This is a genomic window from Nocardia sp. NPDC004123 (assembly GCF_053603795.1).
Genome location: NZ_JBSGGG010000018.1, coordinates 184,748 through 204,310 on the forward strand (window position 1 = coordinate 184,748; position 19,563 = coordinate 204,310).

A 19,563-nucleotide genomic window follows, 5' to 3' on the forward strand; every position below is an offset into this window, starting at 1 on the left:
CGCTCAGGACAGCGGGCCCACCACGGATTCGGCGCCGGCCAGCAACTCGCCCGAGGCCGCCAGCTGCACGACCGCTTCGATCTCCGGTGCCAGGTAGCGGTCGGCGCCCGGTCCCTCGACCACCACACGAATCCGGTCGCGGACCGCGGCGGTCGCGGGGGACGGTTCCAGCGGAGCCCGCAGATCCAGGGCACGGGCCGCGGTGAGGGCCTCGATGGCCAGCACACGGGTCAGGCCGTCGATGGCGCGACGCAGCTTGCGAGCCGCGGACCAGCCCATCGACACGTGGTCCTCCTGCATCGCCGAGGAGGGGATCGAGTCCACGCTCGCGGGCGCGGCCAGGCGCTTGAGCTCGGAGACGATCGCGGCCTGGGTGTACTGGGCGATCATGTGGCCGCTGTCGACGCCGGGATCGTCGGCCAGGAACGGCGGCAGGCCGTGGTTGCGGGCCCGGTCCAGGAAGCGGTCGGTGCGGCGCTCGCTGATGCTGGCCACATCGGCGACGACGATGGCCAGGAAGTCCAGCACGTAGGCCACGGGCGCGCCGTGGAAGTTGCCGTTGGACTCCACCCGGCCGTCGAGGGTGACCACCGGATTGTCCACGGCACTGGACAATTCGTAGGACGCGATCCGTTCGGCGTGCGCGAGGGTGTCGCGCGCGCCGCCCGCGACCTGCGGGGCACAGCGCAGCGAGTAGGCGTCCTGCACCACCGTGCAGTCGGGGGTCGCGTGGCTGGCCACGATGCCCGAACCCTGCAGCAGCCGAACCATATTCGAGGCAGCGAGCGCCTGACCCGGCTGCGGGCGCAGGGCCTGCAGGTCGGCGGCGAACACCTTGTCGGTGCCGAGCAGGCCCTCGACGCTCATCGACGCGGTCACGTCGGCCAGGCGGAAGAGCCGGCGCAGGTCGTGGCAGGCCAGCACGAGCATGCCGAGCATGCCGTCGGTGCCGTTGATCAGCGCCAGGCCCTCCTTCTCCGCGAACACCACCGGCTCGAGGCCGGCCGCGGCCAGCGCCTGCGCGGCCGGCATGAGCGTGCCGTCCGCATCGCGGACCATGCCCTCACCCATCACCGCGAGGGCGACGTGCGACAGGGGAGCCAGATCGCCGGAACAACCGAGGCTGCCGTACTCGTGCACGACCGGCGTGATCCCCGCCGACAGCAGCGCGGCGTACGCCCGGGCGACTTCCACGCGCACGCCGGTCCGGCCGGTCGCCAGCGTGGACAGCCGCAGCAGCATGAGGGCACGGATCACCTCACGCTCGACCTCGGGCCCCGAACCGGCCGCGTGCGAGCGAACCAGGCTGCGTTGCAACTGAGTTCGCAGTTCCAGCGGAATGTGCCGGGTGGCCAGGGCGCCGAAACCGGTCGATACGCCATAGACCGGCTTCGGTTCGGCCGCCAGCGCCTCGATCCGTGTGCGGCTCGCCGCGATCACGGTGAGCGCGTCCTCCGACAGCCGCACGGTGGCATTGCCACGGGCGACCCGGACCACGTCCTCGGAGGTGAGGGCGCCGACGCCGACGACGACTTCGGTGTCGGATGCCGCCGCGGCGTGCTGCTCGGAAAGTCTGAGGGTGTTCGCGTTCATCGTGTTGTTGTCCAATCCAATCTGCGGTCAGGGAAGAGTTCTGCGCTCAGGAAGAGCTGTGCGGTCAGGGAAGAGCGATTTCGGGCGCCGGGTCCGTGAGAGCCACCGGTGCGGGTTGCGTTGCGGGCCGGCACCACAGCCGGTAGGCCGCGGCGAGCAGGACCAGCCACACGGCTCCGACGACGAGCGCCACCCGGGTGTCGGCGTCGAAGGCGAGCAGCACGATCACGAAGGCCAGGCCCGCGATGGCGAAGATCGGCAGGTACGGCCACAGCGGCACCGGGAACTTCAGCGCGGCAGCCTCTTCCACGCTCATCTGCCGGCGCGAGCGGAAGTGGGACACCAGGATCATCAGCCAGACGAAGACCGTGGCGAAGGTGGCGATGGAGGCGATGACCACGAAGACCCGGTCCGGGATCAGGTAGTTGAGCATCACGCCGACCAGCAGGGCCGACACCATGATCACGACCGTCATCCACGGCACACCGTTGCGGGAGACCCGCCGCATCACGGCCGGGGCCTGCCCGCGCAGGGCCATGCCGTACATCATCCGGCCCGCGCCGAAGATATTGCTGTTGATGGCCGACAGCGCGGCCGTGATCACCACGACGTTCAGCACGGTCGCCGCGGACCCCAGGCCCAGGCTCTTGAAGATCTGCACGAACGGGCTGCCCTCGTCGCCGATCTGGTTCCACGGCGTGACCGCCATGATCACGGTCAGGGTCAGGACGTAGAACAGCATGATCCGTGCGGGGACGGTGTTGATCGCCCGCGGAATCGTCCGCTCGGGATTCTCCGCCTCGCCCGCGGTGACGCCGATGATCTCCGAACCGCCGAACGCGAACATGACGATCGCGAAGCACCCGAGGAAGCCGCCCACGCCGTTGGCGAAGAATCCGCCTTCGGCGTGCAGGTTGGACAGGCCGGTGCTGGTGTCATGGATGCCGAATCCCCAGATCAGCACGGCGGTTCCGCCCGCGATCATGGCGATGATCGCGACCACCTTGATCAGGCTGAACCAGAACTCGAGCTCGCCGAACACCTTGACGTTGAGCAGGTTGATCGCGCCGATGAAGAAGACGATCGCCAGCACCCAGATCCACCGGGGGACATCCGGGAACCAGAACCCCATGTAGACACCGAAGGCGGTGGTGTCGGCCAGCAGCACGATGACCATCTCGAAGATGTAGGTCCAGCCGGTCATGAACCCGGCCAGTGGACCGATGTGCTGGCTGGCGTACTCACCGAACGACCCGGACACCGGGTTGCGGACCGCCATTTCGCCCAGCGCCCGCAGCACGATGAAGATGATGGCGCCGCCGATCAGGTAGGCCAGCAGCACCGAAGGGCCGGCCTGTTTGATCGCCTCGGCCGACCCGTAGAAGAGGCCGGTGCCGATGGCCGAACCGAGTGCGATGAATCGGATGTGGCGGGCGGTCAGACCCCGGGTCAGGGTCGAGGAGATGTCTTTCACGGATCGGACTCCCTGGTGTTGTTCATAACGCAGCCCGACAGGGATTGTGAGTGCGTTCACATATGTATAGGGCTGTCTATACAACTGTGTCAAGAGTGGGTAGTTACACAACGGCAACTAATCTAGTTGGCCGTCGCGCCGAGTCACGATCCGGTGGATCAGCCGAGCGGCGGTGCGCGCGGTCCGGTGGTCGATATCGAGCTCCGGATTCAGCTCCGCCACATCCAGCAGCGCCAGCTTGCCGCTGCCCGCAACCAGGTCACACACCCGCTCGATCACCTCGAGCGGCACGCCGTACGCGGCCGGAGCGCTGACGCCCGGCGCGACCGGTGCAGGGAGCACATCCAGGTCAATGGTCAGATACACGACATCGACGGTGCCCAGGAACTCCTCGACGAAACCCCGCACCCCGGGCGAATCCGCGACGGTGCAGTCCTCGTCGAGCCGATAGCGCACTCCCAGCGTCGCGGCCGTGTCGAACAGTGCCACGGTGTTGCTCGGCTGCGAGATGCCGAGCACCGCATAGTTGAGCACCCGCCCGGCTGCCGCCTCATCCTCGGCCATCTGCCGGAACGGGGTTCCGGAACTGGGCGTCGGGTCGGCACGCAGATCGAAATGGGCATCGAGGTTGAGCACGCCCAGTCGTGCACCGGCCGCGACCGCGGCCCCGGCGGCGATGCCGAGATAGCTGGCGTAGGCCACCTCGTGCCCACCGCCGAGCACCGTCACGAAATGCCCGCCGTCGAGCAATTCGGTGACCACCGCGCCCAGCCGTCGCTGACCGGATTCGAGATCCCCGTCCTCGACCGCTACGTCACCGGCGTCCATGACGCGTGCCGGGCGGGGTAGCGCCATGGACGACAGTGCCTGCCGCAGGGCGGCCGGGCCGGCGGCAGCTCCGGTCCGCCCCTTGTTGCGGCGGACCCCCTCATCGCTGCGGAATCCGACCAGAACGCTTGCCCCGGGCGGGGTTTCGGGGGTGAACGGGGACATCGCGCTGTGCCAGCGCAGATGTGCCGGGCCCGGGCCGTCGTCGCGGCCGGACCAGGGGGCGGGCGGATGATCGACAGCGGTCACAGCCGGTGCCCGTCCTTCCAGATCTCGCGCACCAGCGCCACTCCCGGCCGGTATGCCAGGTACAGGTGCGAGGGTGCGTCCAGTGCGATCAGATCGGCCCGCGCGCCGACCCGGATGTGCCCGATGTCGTTGCGCCGCAACGCCGCCGCGCCACCCGCGGTCGCCGCCCACACGGCTTCGTCCGGGCTCATGTGCATCTCGCGCACGGCCAGTGCGATGCAGAACGGAATGCTCGTGGTGTAGCAGGTGCCCGGATTGCAGTCGGCGGCCAGGGCGACGGTCACGCCCGCGTCGATCAGCGCCCGCGCGTCGGGATATTTGTTGCGCGTGGAGAAGTCGGCTCCCGGCAGCAGGGTGGCGACCGTGCTGCTCGCCGCCAGCGCCTCGATGTCCTCGTCGGTGGTGTAGGTGACGTGATCGACCGAGGCCGCGCCCAGCTCGGCCGCCAGCTGCACGCCGGCGCCGTAGCTGAGCTGGTTGCCGTGCACCCGCGGCGTGAGCCCGGCCGCGATACCGGCCTCGAGCACGGCACGCGACTGGTCGGCGTCGAAGGCGCCCTCCTCGCAGAAGACGTCGATCCAGCCGGCGTGCGAGGCGCACGCGGGAATCATCTCGTCGATGACCAGCCGTACGTAATCGTCGGTGCGACCGGCGAATTCCGGCGGCGTGACATGCGCCGCCAGCAGGGTCGTCTCCGCCGTGTGCCGGGCGGCGATCTCGAGGCTCCGCAACTCGTCGGCAACGGTCTGCCCGTAGCCCGACTTCGTTTCGATCGTGGTGGTTCCGTTCCGCAGGGCCTCGGCGACCAGCCGGGCGACATTGGCGCTCAGCGCCGTGTCGGTGGCCGCCCGGGTCGCGGCGATGGTCGTCCGGATGCCGCCCGCGCTGTAGGGCGCGCCCGTCATGCGGGCCGCGAATTCCTTCGACCGCTCACCGCCGAACACCAGATGCGCATGGCTGTCGACGAATCCGGGCAGGGCGGCACGACCTTCCAGATCGACCCGGGTGCCGGCGCTGCCCTCGGGCAGGCGCGTCCGCGGGCCGGCCCACTGGATCAGGCCGTCGCCGAGCACCACCGCGGCATCCCGGATCACGCCGAGCGGGCCCGCGCCGATCTCGGGATCATTGGTCACCAGGGCGCCGATATTGTCGATGACCGTCCACTGCCCGGATTCGTTGTGCATGTGAGTTCAGTTCTCCTGCATCGGGATTCGGACGCCGCGCGTGGCGGCGACATCGGCCGCGTGCTGGTAGCCGGCGTCGACGTGGCGGATCACGCCCATGGCGGGATCGTTGGACAGCACCCGCTCGAGCTTGCGGGCGGCCAGTTCGGTGCCGTCGGCGATGCACACCTGCCCGGCGTGGATGGAACGGCCCATGCCCACTCCGCCGCCGTGGTGGATCGACACCCATGATGCCCCGGAAGCGGTGTTGACCAGGGCATTGAGCAGCGGCCAGTCGGCGATGGCGTCGGAGCCGTCGGCCATGGCCTCGGTCTCGCGATAGGGGGAGGCGACGGAACCGGAGTCCAGGTGGTCACGGCCGATGGCGACCGGCGCGGACAGTTCTCCGGAGGCGACCATCTCGTTGAACTTGAGTCCCGCCCGGTGGCGTTCGCCGTAGCCGAGCCAGCAGATGCGGGCGGGCAGGCCCTCGAAGTGGACCTTCTCCCCGGCCATGGTGATCCACCGCTTCAGGTGCTCGTTCTCCGGGAACAGCTCGAGGATGGCCTGGTCGGTGGCGGCGATGTCCTTCGGGTCGCCGGACAGGGCCGCCCAGCGGAACGGGCCCAGGCCCTCTTCGAACAGCGGCCGGATGTAGGCGGGCACGAATCCCGGGAATTCGAAGGCCCGCTCGTAGCCGCCCTTGCGGGCCTCGTCGCGGATGGAGTTGCCGTAGTCGAACACCTCGGCGCCGGCGTCCTGGAAGCCGACCATGGCCTCGACGTGGGCGGCCATGGACTTGCGGGCCTCGGTGGTGAACCAGGCGGGGTCCTCGGCGGCGCGGCGGTGCCAGTCGGCCACGTCGACGCCGATCGGCAGGTAGGACAGCGGGTCGTGGGCCGAGGTCTGGTCGGTCACGATGTCGATCGGCGCGCCCATGGCGAGCAGGCGCGGGAAGATCTCCGCGGCATTGCCGACCACGCCGATGGACAGCGGTTGCCGCGCGTCGCGCTGCTGGACGGCCAGTTCCAGTGCGGCTTCGAGGCTTTCGGCCTTGGTGTCGAGGTAGCCGTGCGCGATGCGGCGATCGATGCGGGTGACGTCGACGTCGACGCACAGCGCCACGCCGTCGTTCATGGTCACCGCGAGCGGCTGCGCGCCGCCCATGCCGCCGACGCCGGCGGTCAGGGTGATGGTGCCCGCTAGGGTGCCGCCGAAACGCTTGCGCGCCACCGCGCCGAAGGTCTCGTAGGTGCCCTGGAGGATGCCCTGGCTGCCGATGTAGATCCACGAGCCCGCGGTCATCTGGCCGTACATCATGAGGCCCTCGGCCTCCAGCTTGCGGAACTGCTCCCAGTTGGCCCAGTCGCCAACGAGGTTGGAGTTGGCCAGCAGGACGCGCGGCGCCCATTCGCTGGTGCGCATCACGCCGACCGGCTTGCCGGACTGAACCAGCAGCGTCTCATCGTCTTTCAGGGTGGTCAGCGTGCGCACGATGGCGTCGTAGGCATCCCAGCTGCGGGCGGCGCGGCCGGTGCCGCCGTAGACGACCAGATCGTCGGGTCGCTCGGCGACCTCGGGGTCGAGGTTGTTCATCAGCATGCGCAGGGCGCCCTCCTGCTGCCAGCCGAGGCAGTTCAGTTCGGTGCCGCGCGGCGCACGGACCGGGCGGGGGCCGGACGTGGGGTTGGTGGTCATCGGGACTCCTGTGTATGGGCTGATCGTGACGCCCATAACACCCCGGATTCGATGCCTGGAACAGCGTCGGCGCGAGAGATTCTCGGATCCGAGACACCTGACCGCTGCGGGGCGGCCCCGGCGCGCCGATACACTTGGGCCCGAACCGGCGGGTGTCCACCGATGGGCAGGATGTGGAACAGGTGACGAATGTGGCGATGGACGAGGTGGATATCGCGTCGCTGTATCGGGCTCGCGGCCGTGGAGCAGCCCCGGCGTATCAGCGCGTCAAGGATCTGATCACCGAGCAGATCGTCTCGGGGCGCTGGCGGGAGGGCGAGCTGCTGCCGTCGGAGAATCAGCTGGTCGGTGCGCTGGGACTGTCGCGCATGACGATCAATCGCGCGCTGCGGGAGCTGAGCGCCGACGGTCTGGTGGTCCGGCTGACCGGTGTCGGCACCTTCGTGGCCGAGCGGAAGGTCAGTTCGGCGCTGGTCGAGGTGCGCAATATCGCCGACGAGATCGGGGACCGGGGCCACCGGCATCGGGCCGAGGTGGTGTCGCTGGAGCAGCGACCGGCGGATTCGGTGATCGCGCAGGATCTCGGCGTCGCCGAGGGCAGCCCCGTATTCCATTCGAAGCTGGTGCATTTCGAGGATGGACTGCCGATCCAGCTGGAGGATCGCTTCGTGAATCCCGAGTTCGCGCCGCGCTATCTGGAACAGGATTTCACGACCACGACACCCAACACCTACCTGGTGTCGGTGGCTCCGCTCGGTCGTGGCGAACATGTGGTGGAGGCGGTGCTGCCGACCCCCGACGAGTGCGCCCTGCTCGGGCTCGCCGAGTCGGAGCCGTGTCTGCTGATCCGCCGTCGTACGTGGTCGGAGGATCGGCTGGTCAGTTCGGCACGGCTGCTGCATCCCGGTTCCCGCTACCGGCTCGCGGGAACCTTCGACGCGCAGACTTCCTGACGGGTTACCCGGTGCGGACCAGGCCGCGGATCTGACGCACCGCCACGGACATGGCGGCCACATCGGCGGCCGGGCTCTCGAGGATTTCGGTGAGGGTGGAGCTGGTCCGGTGGATGCGGGTGGCGTTGCAGGTCGCCCACCGGGCGATGGTATCGGCGGGCGGCTCGGCCGGATCGGGCCGGTCCGCCAGCAGCGCCAGGCACAGCAGGCGCAGGGATCCGTACAGGTCGTCGCGCAGGGCCAGGCGGGCCATCGAACCCCAGCGGTCCTCGGTGGACAGTCGCGAAACCGATTGCAGCAGGCGCACTGTGCCCAGATGCTGGCTCAGCGCGTAGTACAGCCCGGCCACGTCGGCCACCTCGTGACCGCCCGCGTCGGCGACCTCGATGATGTCGAGCAAACCGAACTGGTCGAGCAGCAGGTGCACCCGGGCGGCCAGCTCGTGCGGCACCCCGGCGTCGATCGAGTCGGCGATGCGGCCGTGCAGGTCCGCCAGTTCACGGTCGCGCAGCCATTCCGGGACCAGATGGGCGTGTGCCGCCAGTCGCGGGGCGAATCTGGCTGTCTCGGTGGCGATGTCGAGTGGCTGCGGGCGGTTGGCCAGCAGCCAGCGCACCGCCCGGTCGAGCACCCGCTGCGTGGTGCGGACGAGCCCGTTGGTCACCGCCGCCGGCAGTCCGCTGGCGGCGATGTCGTCCCAGAGGCGGTGCAGTCCGAAGACACGGGTGGCGACGAGATAGGCGCGCACCACGTCCGGCCCGCCCGCCGCGGAGTCCTCGGCCAGCCGGAAGACGACACTGATTCCGCCGTGGTCGATCACATCGTTGGCGAGCTGCGTCGCCACGATCTCGCGGTGCAGCGGGTGCTCGGACACGCTGTCGCCGAAACGTTCTCGCAGTGACGCGGGGAAGTAGGCGAGCAGATGATCGTGCATCGCGGGGTCGTCGGGCAGGTCCCCGGCGAGCAGTTCGTCCTTGATCGCGAGTTTGGCGTGCGCCAGCAGGGTCGCCAGTTCCGGGGAGGTCAGACCGCGGCCGCTGTCGGCGCGCCGGGTGAGCTCGTTCTCGTCGGGCAGTGCCTCCAGGGCCCGGACCAGTCCGCGCCGGGTCTCCAGCTGCGCGATCATGCGGGCGTGCACGCCGATGCGGGCGGCCGCGTCGGCCCGGCTCACGCCCAGGACCCGGTTCTGGGAACGGTTGTCCCGCAGGATGATCCGGCCGACCTCGGCGGTCATGTCGGCCAGCAGCCCGTCGCGCTCGGCCGGGTCCACCCGGCCCGCCGACATCATGCCGTCCAGCAGAATCTTGATGTTCACTTCGTGGTCGGAGCAGTCGACCCCGGCCGAGTTGTCCAGCGCGTCGGTGTTGATTCTGCCTCCGCCGCAGGCGTATTCGATCCGGCCGCGCGCGGTGAATCCGAGGTTGCCGCCCTCGCCGACCACGGTGGCCCGCACGTCGGCGGCGTTCACCCGCACGCCGTCATTGGCCTTGTCGCCGACGTCGGCGTGTGATTCGGTGGCGGCCTTGACGTAGGTACCCACCCCGCCGTTCCACAGCAGGTCGACGGGTGCGCGCAGGATCGCGCGGATGACCTCGTTCGGAGGCGCCGCCGTGACCGACTCCGGAAGCCCCAGGGCGGCACGGACTTCGGGACTGAGGGGCACCGATTTCGCCGATCGCGGCCACACCCCGCCGCCGGCGCTGATGAGGGTGGGATCGTAGTCCGCCCAGGACGAGCGGGGCAGTTCGAACAGTCGCCGGCGTTCGGCGTAGGAGGCCGCTGCCCGCGGCTGCGGGTCGAGGAAGATGTGCCGGTGGTCGAACGCGGCGACCAGCCTGATGTGCTCGCTGAGCAGCATGCCGTTGCCGAAGACGTCGCCGCTCATATCGCCGATCCCGGCCACCGTGAAGTCGGCGGTGCCGGTGTCGCGGCCCATTTCGTGGAAGTGGCGTTCGACGCTCTCCCACGCGCCGCGGGCGGTGATACCCATCGCCTTGTGGTCGTAGCCGACCGACCCGCCCGAGGCGAACGCGTCGCCGAGCCAGAAGCCGTAGCCGGCCGCGACATCGTTGGCGATATCGGAGAAGGTCGCGGTGCCCTTGTCCGCGGCCACCACCAGGTAGGTGTCGTCGCCGTCGTGGCGGACGACGTCGCGGGCCGGGAGCACGGCGCCCGTGGCCGCGTCGATATTGTCGGTGACGTCGAGCAGGCCCGCGATGAACTGCCGGTAGCAAGCGATGCCCTCGGCCAGGTGGGCGGCGCGGTCGGCCGCGTCGTCGCCGGTGGGCCGCGGGGGTTGTCTGACGACGAATCCGCCCTTGGCGCCGACCGGCACGATGACGGCGTTCTTCACCGCCTGTGCCTTGACCAGTCCGAGGACCTCGGTGCGCAGGTCCTCCTTGCGGTCCGACCAGCGCAGGCCGCCGCGCGCCACCGCGCCGAATCGCAGATGCACACCCTCGACCCGGGGCGAGTAGACGAAGATCTCGAATCGTGGCCTGGGATGGGGGAGTTCGTCGATTCGCTGCGGGTCCAGCTTGATCGACAGTGCTGTCGCATTGCCGTCGCGCACGAAGTAGTTGGTGCGCAGCGTGTTTCGCACCAGCGTGGTGAGGGCGCGCAGAATGCGGTCCGCTTCGAGCCCGACGACCCGGCCGATGGCGTCGTCGAGCCGGTCGGTCACATCGGCCTCGGCGGATGCGGAGTGCCCGTCCGGCGCGAACCGCGCGTGGAACAGGTGCGTCAGCAGCCGCGCGGATTCGGGATGTGCGGCCAGGACTTCCGCGATCCGTTCCGGGCTGTACGGGAATCCGCTCTGCCGCAGGTACTTCGCGTACGCCCGCAGTACCGATACCGGACGCCAGGCCAATCCCGCGCCCAGCACCAGGCGGTTGAAGGTGTCGCTCTCGGCGTCGCCCCGCCAGGCGGCGGCGAAGGCTTCGGTGAAGCGGGCGTGCGTGCCGTCGTCGGGTGCCGGTTCGTTGTCGAAGGCCAGGCCGAAGTCGTATATCCAGCATTGGTTTCCGGCCGAATCGTCGACCGGGTAGGTGCGTTCGTCCAGGACTTCCACGCCGAGGGACTGGATGACCGGCAGGATGCGGCTGAGCGAGACGGCCGCGCCGGCGATGTAGAGCGTGAGCCGCAACCGCCCGCGCGCCCGTCCGGTGGGTGGGTGCAGGGCCACGTCGCACGAGTCGGGGTGCAGCGTTTCGATGCGGGCGATGTCGGCGGCGGCCCGGGCGGGGTCGAAATCGTGTTTGTACCACTCGGGCAGGGACCGGGAGTACGCCTTCGCCAGGGTGTGGTCTGCCATACGTGCGTAGAGGTCGTCGTCCCAGTCCTGCGTCATTGTCGGAAATCTCCCCGTTGCGGCGGTTGTATATACAGCAACATACAACTGCTGTGAGGGGCCTCACAAGCAGGGGTGCCGAGTCACCGCGCCACCGGTGCCTGCCCCGCGATTCGCGAGGTCAGGCGCTCCGCACCCCACCGCAGAGCCTGGCCCACCACCTCCGGCTCGGGATAGGACAGCGTGCGCCACGTGGTGCTGAGGGCCGCGACCGGACGGCTGTTGTGGTCGAACACCGCCGTGCCGACCGACCGCAGGCCCGCCGTCACCAGTTCCACCTCCTCGGCCCAGCCGCGGGCGCGGATCTGTTCCAGGTCCCGGCGCAGCTCGGTCAAGGTCCGGGGTCCGCGCCCGGTGCGGGTGATGAAGTCGGAACGCTTGGCGTACAAGGCTTTTACCTGGGCATCGGGCAGCGAGGCGAGAATCGCCCGCCCGTTCGCGGTCAGATGCGACGGCAGCCGAACCCCGATATCGGTGATCAGCGAGACCTCCGCGGCCGGACCGGAGCCGGGGCGTTCCTTGAGCAGGTAGACGGTCTCGTTGCCGTGCAGGATGCCCAGATGCACGGCCTGCCCGAGCTGTCTGGCCAGCTGGTGCAGAATCGGCTGAGCCAGCCGTTCCAGCGGTTCGTGGCGCAGGTAGGCCGAACCGATCTCGAAGGATGTCACGCCCAGTCCGTAGGCCTGTTCGCCCGGCACGTACACCACGAATCCGCGGTCCACGAGCACCGACAGGATGTGGTAGACCGACGAGCGCGGCAGCCCCAGATCGCGGGCGAGCGCCGCGGCCCGGACCGGGCCCGGACCCTGGGCCAATCGGACGAGGATGTCGAGCGCCCGGCCGACCGCCGGCGACGTGGTCGAAACCGAAGATTGGGCCATGCCCCGGATTCTGCCAGCGCCGCCGAATCGGCAGTGGCGACGGCGAAGTGGGTCTCGGGCAATCCGCTTCGATCGCAACAGTGAAGCGCTATCGTTTCTCATTGCTCACGCTGTCGTGAGCGATACGTGAGGAGCACAACCATGAAGAATTCCCGCCGAGCCGGAATCGGCGCGACGGCGTTCGGCGCCGCGGCCGCCGTCGCCGCCCTGACCGCCCCCGATGCGAGCGCGCTGGTCACCGGAATCACGGTCAGCGGCAGCCAGGTCTGCGTCAACCAGGCCACCACCGTCACCGTCGCCGTCACCGCGACCTCGTTCCTGTTCGACGTGTCGCTGACCGACAACGACACCCAGGTCGGCAACTCCAAGGTGTCCAACAGCCAGGCCACCTTCAGCTGGACGCCCACCACCACCGGTTCCCACACGCTCAAGGCGACGCAGGAGGTGGTCAGCACCAAGACCACCACCGTGAACGTCGTCGATTGCACCCCGTCGGGTGGCGGCTCCGGCTCCTCCGCGTCCAACCCCCTCGCGGGACTCCTCAGCAGCCTCTCGGCCTAGTGAGCCGATAGCGCGAGCCAGTCGAAAGCCGCTGCCGGGCAGTGGCTTTCGCCTCCCGATGCGATCTCAGATTCCGTTGAGCCGGGCCAGGATGTCGAACGCGCGTTCCGTGGTCTGTCGCTCCAGCTCGATCTCCGCGGCCGTCACCGTCGTCAGTGCGGGATTCGCGAGGGCGAGCCCGTTGGCGAAGATCGTCACATTGGCCCCGAGGTCGGCGGCGACCAGCAGCGGCTTGGTGGCGACGCCCTGGCCGAGCACCTGATCGAGTCCTTCGCCGAAGAAGTAGAACCGCCACAGCGGGCCCATGTTCGCGTGGTAGATCCGGTCGGTCCGCTCGGTGATGACATCGCCGGTCTGGGCGATGCTGGCCACGATCTTGAAGTAGTCACCGGCGTCGGCCGGTGTCGATCCGGCCTCGGCGACCGCCCGCGGCAGATCGACGATCAGATGCGCGTTGTAGCCGGCGAGCGCGACCCGGCCGGCCGAGGCCGCGCAGTCTGCGGCGAGCGCGAAGTAGTTGGCCCAGTGCGGTTCCGGCGTGCCGCCGCCGAACTCGGCATGCACATTGTCGAGGAACCGGCGCAGCAGATCGAAGCTGATCCGGTGCGCGTACTCCGAGTCGGCGAACGCCTGCGGATCGCGCTGCAGGGGCAGCACGGCCTGCTGCTCGACGACGTCCAGACCGGTGGCGAAGCTGCCCCGGCGGTCCGCGTGCTGCTCGAGGATCTGGGTGATCAGGTGGTCGCGGGACACGGCGTCCTCGAGCCGTGCGAGTTCGTCGTCGCCGGTGAGCGTGTCGGTGTCGGCGAGCCGGGCGATCTCGTCGTTCTCGGCGGCGGACAGGGTGGTCGCGCATTCCGGTGTGGACGGTGGTGCGGCGAGTGCGGTCGCGGGCGCGACCACTGCGGTGGCGGAAACGGACAGTGCGGCAACGAAATGCCAAAATGCATCGGGCACGATGGGGTTCTTAGCAGGGGCGGCCGCGAGCGCCCGGCGGACACGCCGAGCAGGCGCCGGAAAGTTGACGGGATACATTTGCGCGGTCCGGATTCCTCTGTGAAAGGGTTACCGCCATGTCGATCGCCGCTGACAAGGTTGTCTCCATCGAATACACGCTGAAGGCCGATGACGGCGAGGTGTTGGACACTTCCGTCGGCGAGGCGCCGCTGGTGTACCTGCACGGCGCGGACAACATCGTGCCGGGCCTGGAGCAGGCCCTCGAGGGCAAGAGCACCGGCGACGAGCTGGTCGTCGTGGTGGAGCCCGAGGACGCCTACGGTGAGTACCTGGCCGAACTGGTCAGCGCCGTGCCCCGCGACATGTTCGAGGGCGTGGACGAGCTCGAGCCCGGAATGGAGTTCCACGCCGAGGCGCCGGACGGCGATTCGCAGATCGTCATCGTCCGCCAGGTCGAGGGCGACGAGGTGACCATCGACGCCAACCATCCGCTGGCCGGTCAGCGCTTGCACTTCACCGTCAAGGTCGTCGACATCCGCGACGCCAGCGAGGACGAGCTCGCCCACGGCCACCCGCACGGCGAGGACGACCACGACCACTGAGGTAGGCGCGCTGTCTGCCACGGTCACCCCGCGGTGTCCGCCGGCAGTCACGAACCTGCCGCCGTGCCAGGGCCTCGTCCGAAAGCCGGCTGGATGGATCGGTCCGCGCTATCCGGAGCGGGTGTGGCGGGCGACGGTGTTCAGGTGGCGCAGGGCTTGGCTGTAGGAGGCGACGAGGGAGGTCTCGGCGTAGGGGATGGCGAGTTCGGCGCAGCAGGCTCGGACCAGGGGTTGGGCGCTGCGGAGGGCGGGTCGGGGCATGGAGGGGAAGAGGTGGTGTTCGATCTGGTAGTTGAGTCCGCCCAGCGCGAGATCGATCAGGGGCCCGCCGCGCACGTTCCGGGAGGTCAGGACTTGCCGGCGGAGGAAGTCGGTGTTGTCGCCCGCGGGGAGAACGGTCATGCCCTTGTGATTGGGCGCGAAGGTGCAGCCCATGTAGAAGCCGAACAGGCCCTGCTGGACAGCGATGAAGACCAGCGCCTTGACCGGTGACAGCGTCAGGAAGACCGCGGTCGGGTAGGCGATCGCGTGTGCGGAGAGCAACGCGCCCTCCCGGATACGGTGTGGGATGGGCCATTTCAACACGGCGCGGACGCTCGAGTTGTGCAGGCTGCCCGCCTCGAGGAACAGCATCGGGAAGAAGAGCCAGGCCTGGTAGCGGAAGACGAAGCGCCGCCAGCCTTTTCCGGTGACCGCTCGTTCGCCGGAATGGGCCAGGATTCCCGCGACGTCGGGGTCCGCGCCCTCGGTGTTGGGGTGCGCATGATGGCGGTTGTGATTGCTGGTCCACCAGCCGATGCTCACCCCGGTGGCGAGATTGCCGACGATGAGCCCGTACAGATGGTTGGCCCGGCGGGTTCGGAAGATCTGTTTGTGCCCGGCATCATGTCCGAGGAACGCGAGCTGCGCGAATACAGCGGCCAGGAAGACCGCGGTGCCCAGCTGCCACCACGAATCGCCGATCACCCACATTGCCGCCCATCCGGCCGCGAAAGCCGTTGCGGTGAACGCGGTTTTCCACCCGTAATACCGCATTCGCCGGTCGAGCAGACCCGCCTGCCGTACCTGCCGCAACAGGGCCGCGTACTCACTACCACGCGTCGGCGCGGATTCGGCCCTCACCGGTGGCGGGATCTTCTGCACCGCCGGCCGGTGTCGTACCGTGTCGATTACCAAGGGTTCTGCACATCCTGCTGTCGTGGTGTCCAGCGATCGCTCCGCGAGCGGGCGCCGCACGGGATTCCGAATTCGGCCCCGGGCCGCGCACGGCACCGCCAGCGGGCCCGCGCACCCGCCACCAGCGTGTCGCGCCGCGGTCACCATCAGGTGAACGAACATACGAAGCACCGACACATCTGCATGACGATTTCGCGACCGTTCACGATCCAGCGACCGAACGCCGACCGTCCGCTGACCGGACTCAGCCGGCTGCGCCCAGGTGCCGGACGCAGGGCTTGGGCGCGGTGAACGGCGACCATTCGGGGTCGGCGCCGGGGGCGCCGGTGCGCACGAAGCTCAGCCATGCGGCACGCGTCTGCCGTCCGATGGTGTCGAGCTCGCGTCGATCCGCTCCGGCGAGCATCGGCGCGTCGGCCCAGGCGGCATCGCTGCCGAGGACGAACGGCAGTTCGATGCAATGTGTGGCACCGAAGCCGGAATCCGGTGCGCGGTAGTCGAATCGGTACATCCATACGCGGGCACCGGCTTTGCTCAGTCGGCGCGCCAAGCGGCGGCTCGGGATTCCGAACATCAGGGCGCTGATCGTCTGTTCGATCGCATCGGCCAGTGCCGGGCCGATACCGGGAATCGCACGTAGTCGCTGTATCCATGGGACCTGCCGATGGAAGGCGGTCATCTCCTGTGCTGTGGTGCCGATGATCACGTCCAGATCCTGTGCACGGGAGTCGATCTCGGCGTTCCACTGCGCCTGGGTGGGCATGACGCCGACGCCGGGAACGGTCATGTGACCCGAGGCGGGGATCAGTTTCAGCCTGCCCCCGGACTCGGCAATGAGCGTGCCCTGTGCGCCGAGAATCGAGGCGATCGATGCCTGACGCGGGTCGCTACCGAGATGGTTCACGAAACGCCGGCCGCCGCGGTTCGCCATGCGGGCGTTGCCGATCCCGACCGTGCCGGTCGGGTCGCTCTGAATGATGGCTCGGTGGAAAAGCCCACGGGTCTGGGGCATTCCGAGCAGGCAACGCACACTGTGGGCCCCGGCGGACTGACCCGCGATCGTCACCGCACCCGGATCGCCTCCGAAGGCCGCGATGTTCTCGTGAACCCATTGCAATGCGGCGAGCTGGTCGGCGGGAGCGAAATTCCCGTCCGATGCCCCGGCCGTACGCAGGTACCCGAGCGTTCCGATGCGATAGGTGACCCCCACGACCACGACATCGCCCTCGCTGGCGAGCCGATGCCCGCCGTACCAGCGCAAATTGCCTGCCCCGGTGACGAACCCGCCGCCGTGGAACCACACCAGAACCGGTCGCAGCGAGTCGTCCACCGCCGGAGTGGTGATCGTCAGGTTCAGGCAGTTCTCGGATTGTTCATGATCCTCCTGCACGCCCATCACCGCCTCCAGCCGCGACGGCAACTGCGGACAGATCGGCCCGTCCCGGGTGGCGTCCCACTCCCCGCGCCACGGCTGAACCGGTCCAGGCGCACAGAACCGATCGGCTTCCGCATACGGCACACCCCGGAACACGACGGCACCCTCTTCGACCGCCCCGCGCAGCACGCCGTTCTTCGTGTCCGTCGTTGTGATCATCGGTGAACTCCAATCTGCCGGTGCCGCCGAAGGAAACAATCGCAGACCCAACCCCGGTGCTGGCCGGTTACTCCTACGCCGGCGCGATGATCACCGTCGAACGTGTGGCCGACACCGTGATCGGTCTGGTCTACGACTCCGGTTACGCGATCGAGGAAGCGGAAATCCTCGGACAGTTGACTCGGTCGCGGCGCCGCCGGATTCGTCCACCAGTGCTCGAATGCAAGTCACAGGGCCCCAAGGCTTCTCGCTAGTTCTTCGCCGAGTGGATAGAGCTTCTCCGGAGGGAGGAGGCGCTTGGCGCGGTCGGCCCGCCCCTCGCGCAGATGTGCGGAGATCCGGTGCACGAGGGGAGTGCAATCGCGTATCTCTACGGTCCAGTCGCTGACGTAGCGTTCGACGATGTTTCGAGACAAGCCGACCTGAATGCTGCGGTGGTCGAGCTTCGCCCCCTGGATCGAGTATTCCGGATCCCATTGGACATGGACGAGCGCGTGCTTGAACATCGCCCGCCACGCTGTGGCATCAGCGTAGACACGCCGCTCGGGACTGGTGAGGACTGCGTGAGTGAGGGCCTCTTCCCATCCCGCCCGGGTGATCCGGACGGCGAGAATGCGTTCCTGACCGGGCTTGCGGGCCCAGTTGCTGCGCTGCATGAGCCAGCGGAACGACGGCTTGATCCACGTCATGCGATTGAGTGAGAAGGGCTCGACCAAGCGTTGCGCTGCGACAGCGGCGGAGGCGATGGCCTCGTCGAAGGCCTGGTAGACGACGATCGTGTCGCGGTCGAAGTCTGCGCGGATCTCGTACTGATTCATAACGAACGCAGGGTATGGCCGTGCACGCCGTGGTTGCCACTGCTTTACCCACAGGGCTGGCGTTCGTGAGGCGGCGCGTTGAAGCCGCGTCGCATCTGCCGAACGGGATCATCAGTGTTCGTCGTAGTGCCCGTTGTGGGGTGCGTGCCGGTGCCCATCGTGGATGTAGTCGACGTGGTCGCCATGGGGCACGGCGGTGTGGCCGCAGTCCTCGCCGTGGACGTGATCGTGGCTTTCGTGCGCGGTGTGCGCGGTCGGTTCGCACTCGTCGTAGTGATCGCCGTGTGCGCGGTGCAGGTGACCGTCGTGTACGTAGTCGGTGTGGCCGTTGTGTGGAACAGCTACATGTCCGCAACCTTCGCCGTGATGGTGGTCGTGCTCGGCGTGCGTCGCATGCTCGGGTGTGGTCATGATCCTCGTTCCTTTCTCGTGCCTCTCTTCGTGCGCTTCCCCGCCGCTGTCATTTTCACATCATAATGTGCGCATCCTTTTGCGTATGTGCTGATAGGTAGCTATTTCTCAGGTGGCCTGATGCGCTCGGCAGCCTGCCGGTTCGCACAGATGACCGGTTCGGATTCAGCATGGAAAAGGGGCGGAATGGCTGTCACTTTGCTGGTAACGATTTTGGATTTCACGATCTCGTGAAGGTTGCAAGATGGCTGGTCTGGTTTTCAGCAAACCTGCTGTGCCGTCACCGCTGTTCGAGGCTTGGCGGTGGTGAGGACGGCGCTGGCGGTGAGTGCGAAGGCCGCGGCGAGGGAGATGACGGTGATGGTCGCGTGGAGGAGGGCCAGGGCCGAGGCGGTGAGGACGGCGGTGAAGGCGGGGCGGATGATCGCGGCGGGGGAGCAGGAGGAGAGGAGGGCGCCGAGTATCACGCCCGGGATCGCGCCCAGGACAAGGGATCCGGTGAGGGCGAGGCGAACATCGCCGAACAGCAGGTGCCCGAGGGTGGCGGCGGCGACGAGGGGGATGGCCTGCACGATGTCGGTGCCCACCAGCTGGTTGGGGCGCAGGGTGGGGTAGACGATCACCAGTGCGGCCATCATGACCGCGCCCGCGCCGACGGAGGTGAGTCCGACGAGCAGGCCGCCGAGGACTCCGATCAGGACGGTCGGGACGGGACGGATCGTCAGCGGCGGGTCATCGGTGGCGAGCGGGCTCTGCCGTCCGCGTTCGATCGCTTGGCGTACGAGGGTGAAGACGACGGACAGGGTCAGTCCGACCCCGATGGCGAATTTCAGATTGTTCTGGACGGCCGCGGCGTGGCCGAGCACACCGACCAGGACCGCGCCGAGGAAGGCCGACGGGACCGATCCGAGGGCGAGCAGCCCGGCCAGCCGCCAGTGAACTGTTCTGCGGCGCAGGTGAACCGGGACCGCGAACGGTTTCATGATGAGCGAGGCGAACAGGTCGTTGGAGATGGCGGCCAGGGGTGGGATGCCGAAGCCGAGGACCAGCACCGAGGTCAGCAGGGCGCCGCCGCCCATGCCGGTGAGGCCGACGAAGAACCCGATGACGAGCCCGACGGCGCCCAGGGTGGGGGAATGCATGTGTGTGTGCCTTCTGAGGATGACGCGCGGCCGGTCTCGGCGCGCGGTGCGGAGAATCGGGGAGGAGTGCCGGAGGGCTCACACGATGCGGTGGTGATGCGCATCAGGTCGATG

At 68.5% G+C, this 19,563-nt stretch carries 16 protein-coding genes and 1 pseudogene; 4 read left to right on the forward strand and 13 right to left on the reverse strand.

The genetic code is table 11. The features are described from left to right. Nucleotides 1-3 precede the first annotated feature (3 nt). From hutH to hutU, 5 genes are all read right to left on the reverse strand, one after another. Entirely contained in the window at nucleotides 4-1,593 is a 1,590-nt protein-coding gene (gene hutH, locus ACWEQQ_RS26690; RefSeq protein WP_452350139.1) for a histidine ammonia-lyase, read from the reverse strand. 64 nt (nucleotides 1,594-1,657) lie between these two features. After that, on the reverse strand, nucleotides 1,658-3,067 hold the full coding sequence (locus ACWEQQ_RS26695; RefSeq protein WP_452350140.1) for an amino acid permease: 1,410 nt from the start codon (nucleotides 3,065-3,067) through the stop codon (nucleotides 1,658-1,660). A gap of 117 nt (nucleotides 3,068-3,184) precedes the next feature. Then, nucleotides 3,185-4,144, reverse strand: a complete 960-nt coding sequence (hutG, locus tag ACWEQQ_RS26700; RefSeq protein ID WP_452350141.1) for a formimidoylglutamase — start codon at nucleotides 4,142-4,144, stop codon at nucleotides 3,185-3,187. Continuing rightward, complete coding sequence (gene hutI / locus ACWEQQ_RS26705; protein ID WP_452350142.1) at nucleotides 4,141-5,328, reverse strand: imidazolonepropionase; 1,188 nt, start codon at nucleotides 5,326-5,328, stop codon at nucleotides 4,141-4,143. The genes hutG and hutI overlap by 4 nt, the downstream gene beginning before the upstream one ends. A gap of 6 nt (nucleotides 5,329-5,334) precedes the next feature. Further along, nucleotides 5,335-7,005 carry a urocanate hydratase gene (hutU, locus tag ACWEQQ_RS26710; protein WP_452340487.1) on the reverse strand — a complete coding sequence of 557 codons (1,671 nt, stop codon included), beginning with the start codon at nucleotides 7,003-7,005 and terminating at the stop codon, nucleotides 5,335-5,337. Nucleotides 7,006-7,202: 197 nt separating this feature from the next. Between hutU and hutC the strand changes: the two genes are divergently transcribed. Continuing rightward, nucleotides 7,203-7,958, forward strand: coding sequence for a histidine utilization repressor (gene hutC / locus ACWEQQ_RS26715; protein ID WP_452350175.1), 756 nt, complete (start codon nucleotides 7,203-7,205; stop codon nucleotides 7,956-7,958). Between the two features lie 4 nt (nucleotides 7,959-7,962). Here the strand turns inward: hutC and ACWEQQ_RS26720 are convergent. Both ACWEQQ_RS26720 and ACWEQQ_RS26725 read right to left on the reverse strand, forming a co-directional pair. Next, nucleotides 7,963-11,319 (reverse strand): annotated as a pseudogene (locus ACWEQQ_RS26720) (NAD-glutamate dehydrogenase); the annotation flags it as partial. A 71-nt stretch (nucleotides 11,320-11,390) separates the two neighbouring features. Further along, nucleotides 11,391-12,188: an IclR family transcriptional regulator gene (locus ACWEQQ_RS26725; protein ID WP_364614864.1), complete on the reverse strand. Its 798-nt coding sequence runs from the start codon at nucleotides 12,186-12,188 to the stop codon at nucleotides 11,391-11,393. 141 nt (nucleotides 12,189-12,329) lie between these two features. Here ACWEQQ_RS26725 and ACWEQQ_RS26730 point away from each other — a divergent pair, with 141 nt between their 5' ends. After that, nucleotides 12,330-12,749, forward strand: a complete 420-nt coding sequence (locus ACWEQQ_RS26730; RefSeq protein ID WP_452350143.1) for a hypothetical protein — start codon at nucleotides 12,330-12,332, stop codon at nucleotides 12,747-12,749. 66 nt (nucleotides 12,750-12,815) lie between these two features. Here the strand turns inward: ACWEQQ_RS26730 and ACWEQQ_RS26735 are convergent, their stop codons facing one another. Next, nucleotides 12,816-13,706, reverse strand: coding sequence for a DUF5995 family protein (locus ACWEQQ_RS26735; RefSeq protein WP_452350144.1), 891 nt, complete (start codon nucleotides 13,704-13,706; stop codon nucleotides 12,816-12,818). Nucleotides 13,707-13,822: 116 nt separating this feature from the next. On the opposite strand from ACWEQQ_RS26735, the gene ACWEQQ_RS26740 reads away from it, so the two are divergent. Next, on the forward strand, nucleotides 13,823-14,308 hold the full coding sequence (locus ACWEQQ_RS26740; protein ID WP_452350145.1) for an FKBP-type peptidyl-prolyl cis-trans isomerase: 486 nt from the start codon (nucleotides 13,823-13,825) through the stop codon (nucleotides 14,306-14,308). Nucleotides 14,309-14,416: 108 nt separating this feature from the next. Here the strand turns inward: ACWEQQ_RS26740 and ACWEQQ_RS26745 are convergent, their stop codons facing one another. Then, nucleotides 14,417-15,430 (reverse strand): fatty acid desaturase family protein, encoded by a 1,014-nt coding sequence (locus tag ACWEQQ_RS26745; RefSeq protein ID WP_452340482.1) that lies wholly within the window; start codon nucleotides 15,428-15,430, stop codon nucleotides 14,417-14,419. Between the two features lie 298 nt (nucleotides 15,431-15,728). Further along, nucleotides 15,729-17,078: a carboxylesterase/lipase family protein gene (locus ACWEQQ_RS26750; RefSeq protein WP_452350146.1), complete on the reverse strand. Its 1,350-nt coding sequence runs from the start codon at nucleotides 17,076-17,078 to the stop codon at nucleotides 15,729-15,731. A 2-nt stretch (nucleotides 17,079-17,080) separates the two neighbouring features. On the opposite strand from ACWEQQ_RS26750, the gene ACWEQQ_RS26755 reads away from it, so the two are divergent. Next, the gene (locus ACWEQQ_RS26755) at nucleotides 17,081-17,332 is read left to right on the forward strand and encodes a hypothetical protein (RefSeq protein WP_452350147.1); all 252 of its coding nucleotides are present in this window, start codon (nucleotides 17,081-17,083) and stop codon (nucleotides 17,330-17,332) included. On the opposite strand, the gene ACWEQQ_RS26760 is transcribed toward ACWEQQ_RS26755, so the two are convergent. The 3 genes from ACWEQQ_RS26760 to ACWEQQ_RS26770 form a co-directional block, all read right to left on the reverse strand. Continuing rightward, nucleotides 17,306-17,896: a DUF4291 domain-containing protein gene (locus ACWEQQ_RS26760; RefSeq protein WP_452350148.1), complete on the reverse strand. Its 591-nt coding sequence runs from the start codon at nucleotides 17,894-17,896 to the stop codon at nucleotides 17,306-17,308. The genes ACWEQQ_RS26755 and ACWEQQ_RS26760 overlap by 27 nt on opposite strands. 111 nt (nucleotides 17,897-18,007) lie before the next feature. After that, nucleotides 18,008-18,307: a hypothetical protein gene (locus tag ACWEQQ_RS26765; protein WP_452350149.1), complete on the reverse strand. Its 300-nt coding sequence runs from the start codon at nucleotides 18,305-18,307 to the stop codon at nucleotides 18,008-18,010. Nucleotides 18,308-18,567: 260 nt separating this feature from the next. Further along, on the reverse strand, nucleotides 18,568-19,449 hold the full coding sequence (locus tag ACWEQQ_RS26770; protein ID WP_452350150.1) for a sulfite exporter TauE/SafE family protein: 882 nt from the start codon (nucleotides 19,447-19,449) through the stop codon (nucleotides 18,568-18,570). Between the last annotated feature and the right edge of the window lie 114 nt (nucleotides 19,450-19,563).

Excerpts from the sequence above, each read along its gene's own strand:
- ACWEQQ_RS26740 (WP_452350145.1), top strand. The coding sequence starts at position 13,823 with ATGTCGATCGCCGCTGACAAGGTTGTCTCCATCGAATACACGCTGAAG.
- ACWEQQ_RS26750 (WP_452350146.1), bottom strand. The coding sequence starts at position 17,078 with ATGATCACAACGACGGACACGAAGAACGGCGTGCTGCGCGGGGCGGTC.
- ACWEQQ_RS26760 (WP_452350148.1), bottom strand. The coding sequence starts at position 17,896 with ATGAATCAGTACGAGATCCGCGCAGACTTCGACCGCGACACGATCGTC.
- ACWEQQ_RS26765 (WP_452350149.1), bottom strand. The coding sequence starts at position 18,307 with ATGACCACACCCGAGCATGCGACGCACGCCGAGCACGACCACCATCAC.
- hutC (WP_452350175.1), top strand. The coding sequence starts at position 7,203 with ATGGACGAGGTGGATATCGCGTCGCTGTATCGGGCTCGCGGCCGTGGA.
- ACWEQQ_RS26725 (WP_364614864.1), bottom strand. The coding sequence starts at position 12,188 with ATGGCCCAATCTTCGGTTTCGACCACGTCGCCGGCGGTCGGCCGGGCG.
- hutH (WP_452350139.1), bottom strand. The coding sequence starts at position 1,593 with ATGAACGCGAACACCCTCAGACTTTCCGAGCAGCACGCCGCGGCGGCA.
- ACWEQQ_RS26770 (WP_452350150.1), bottom strand. The coding sequence starts at position 19,449 with ATGCATTCCCCCACCCTGGGCGCCGTCGGGCTCGTCATCGGGTTCTTC.
- hutU (WP_452340487.1), bottom strand. The coding sequence starts at position 7,005 with ATGACCACCAACCCCACGTCCGGCCCCCGCCCGGTCCGTGCGCCGCGC.
- hutI (WP_452350142.1), bottom strand. The coding sequence starts at position 5,328 with ATGCACAACGAATCCGGGCAGTGGACGGTCATCGACAATATCGGCGCC.
- ACWEQQ_RS26730 (WP_452350143.1), top strand. The coding sequence starts at position 12,330 with ATGAAGAATTCCCGCCGAGCCGGAATCGGCGCGACGGCGTTCGGCGCC.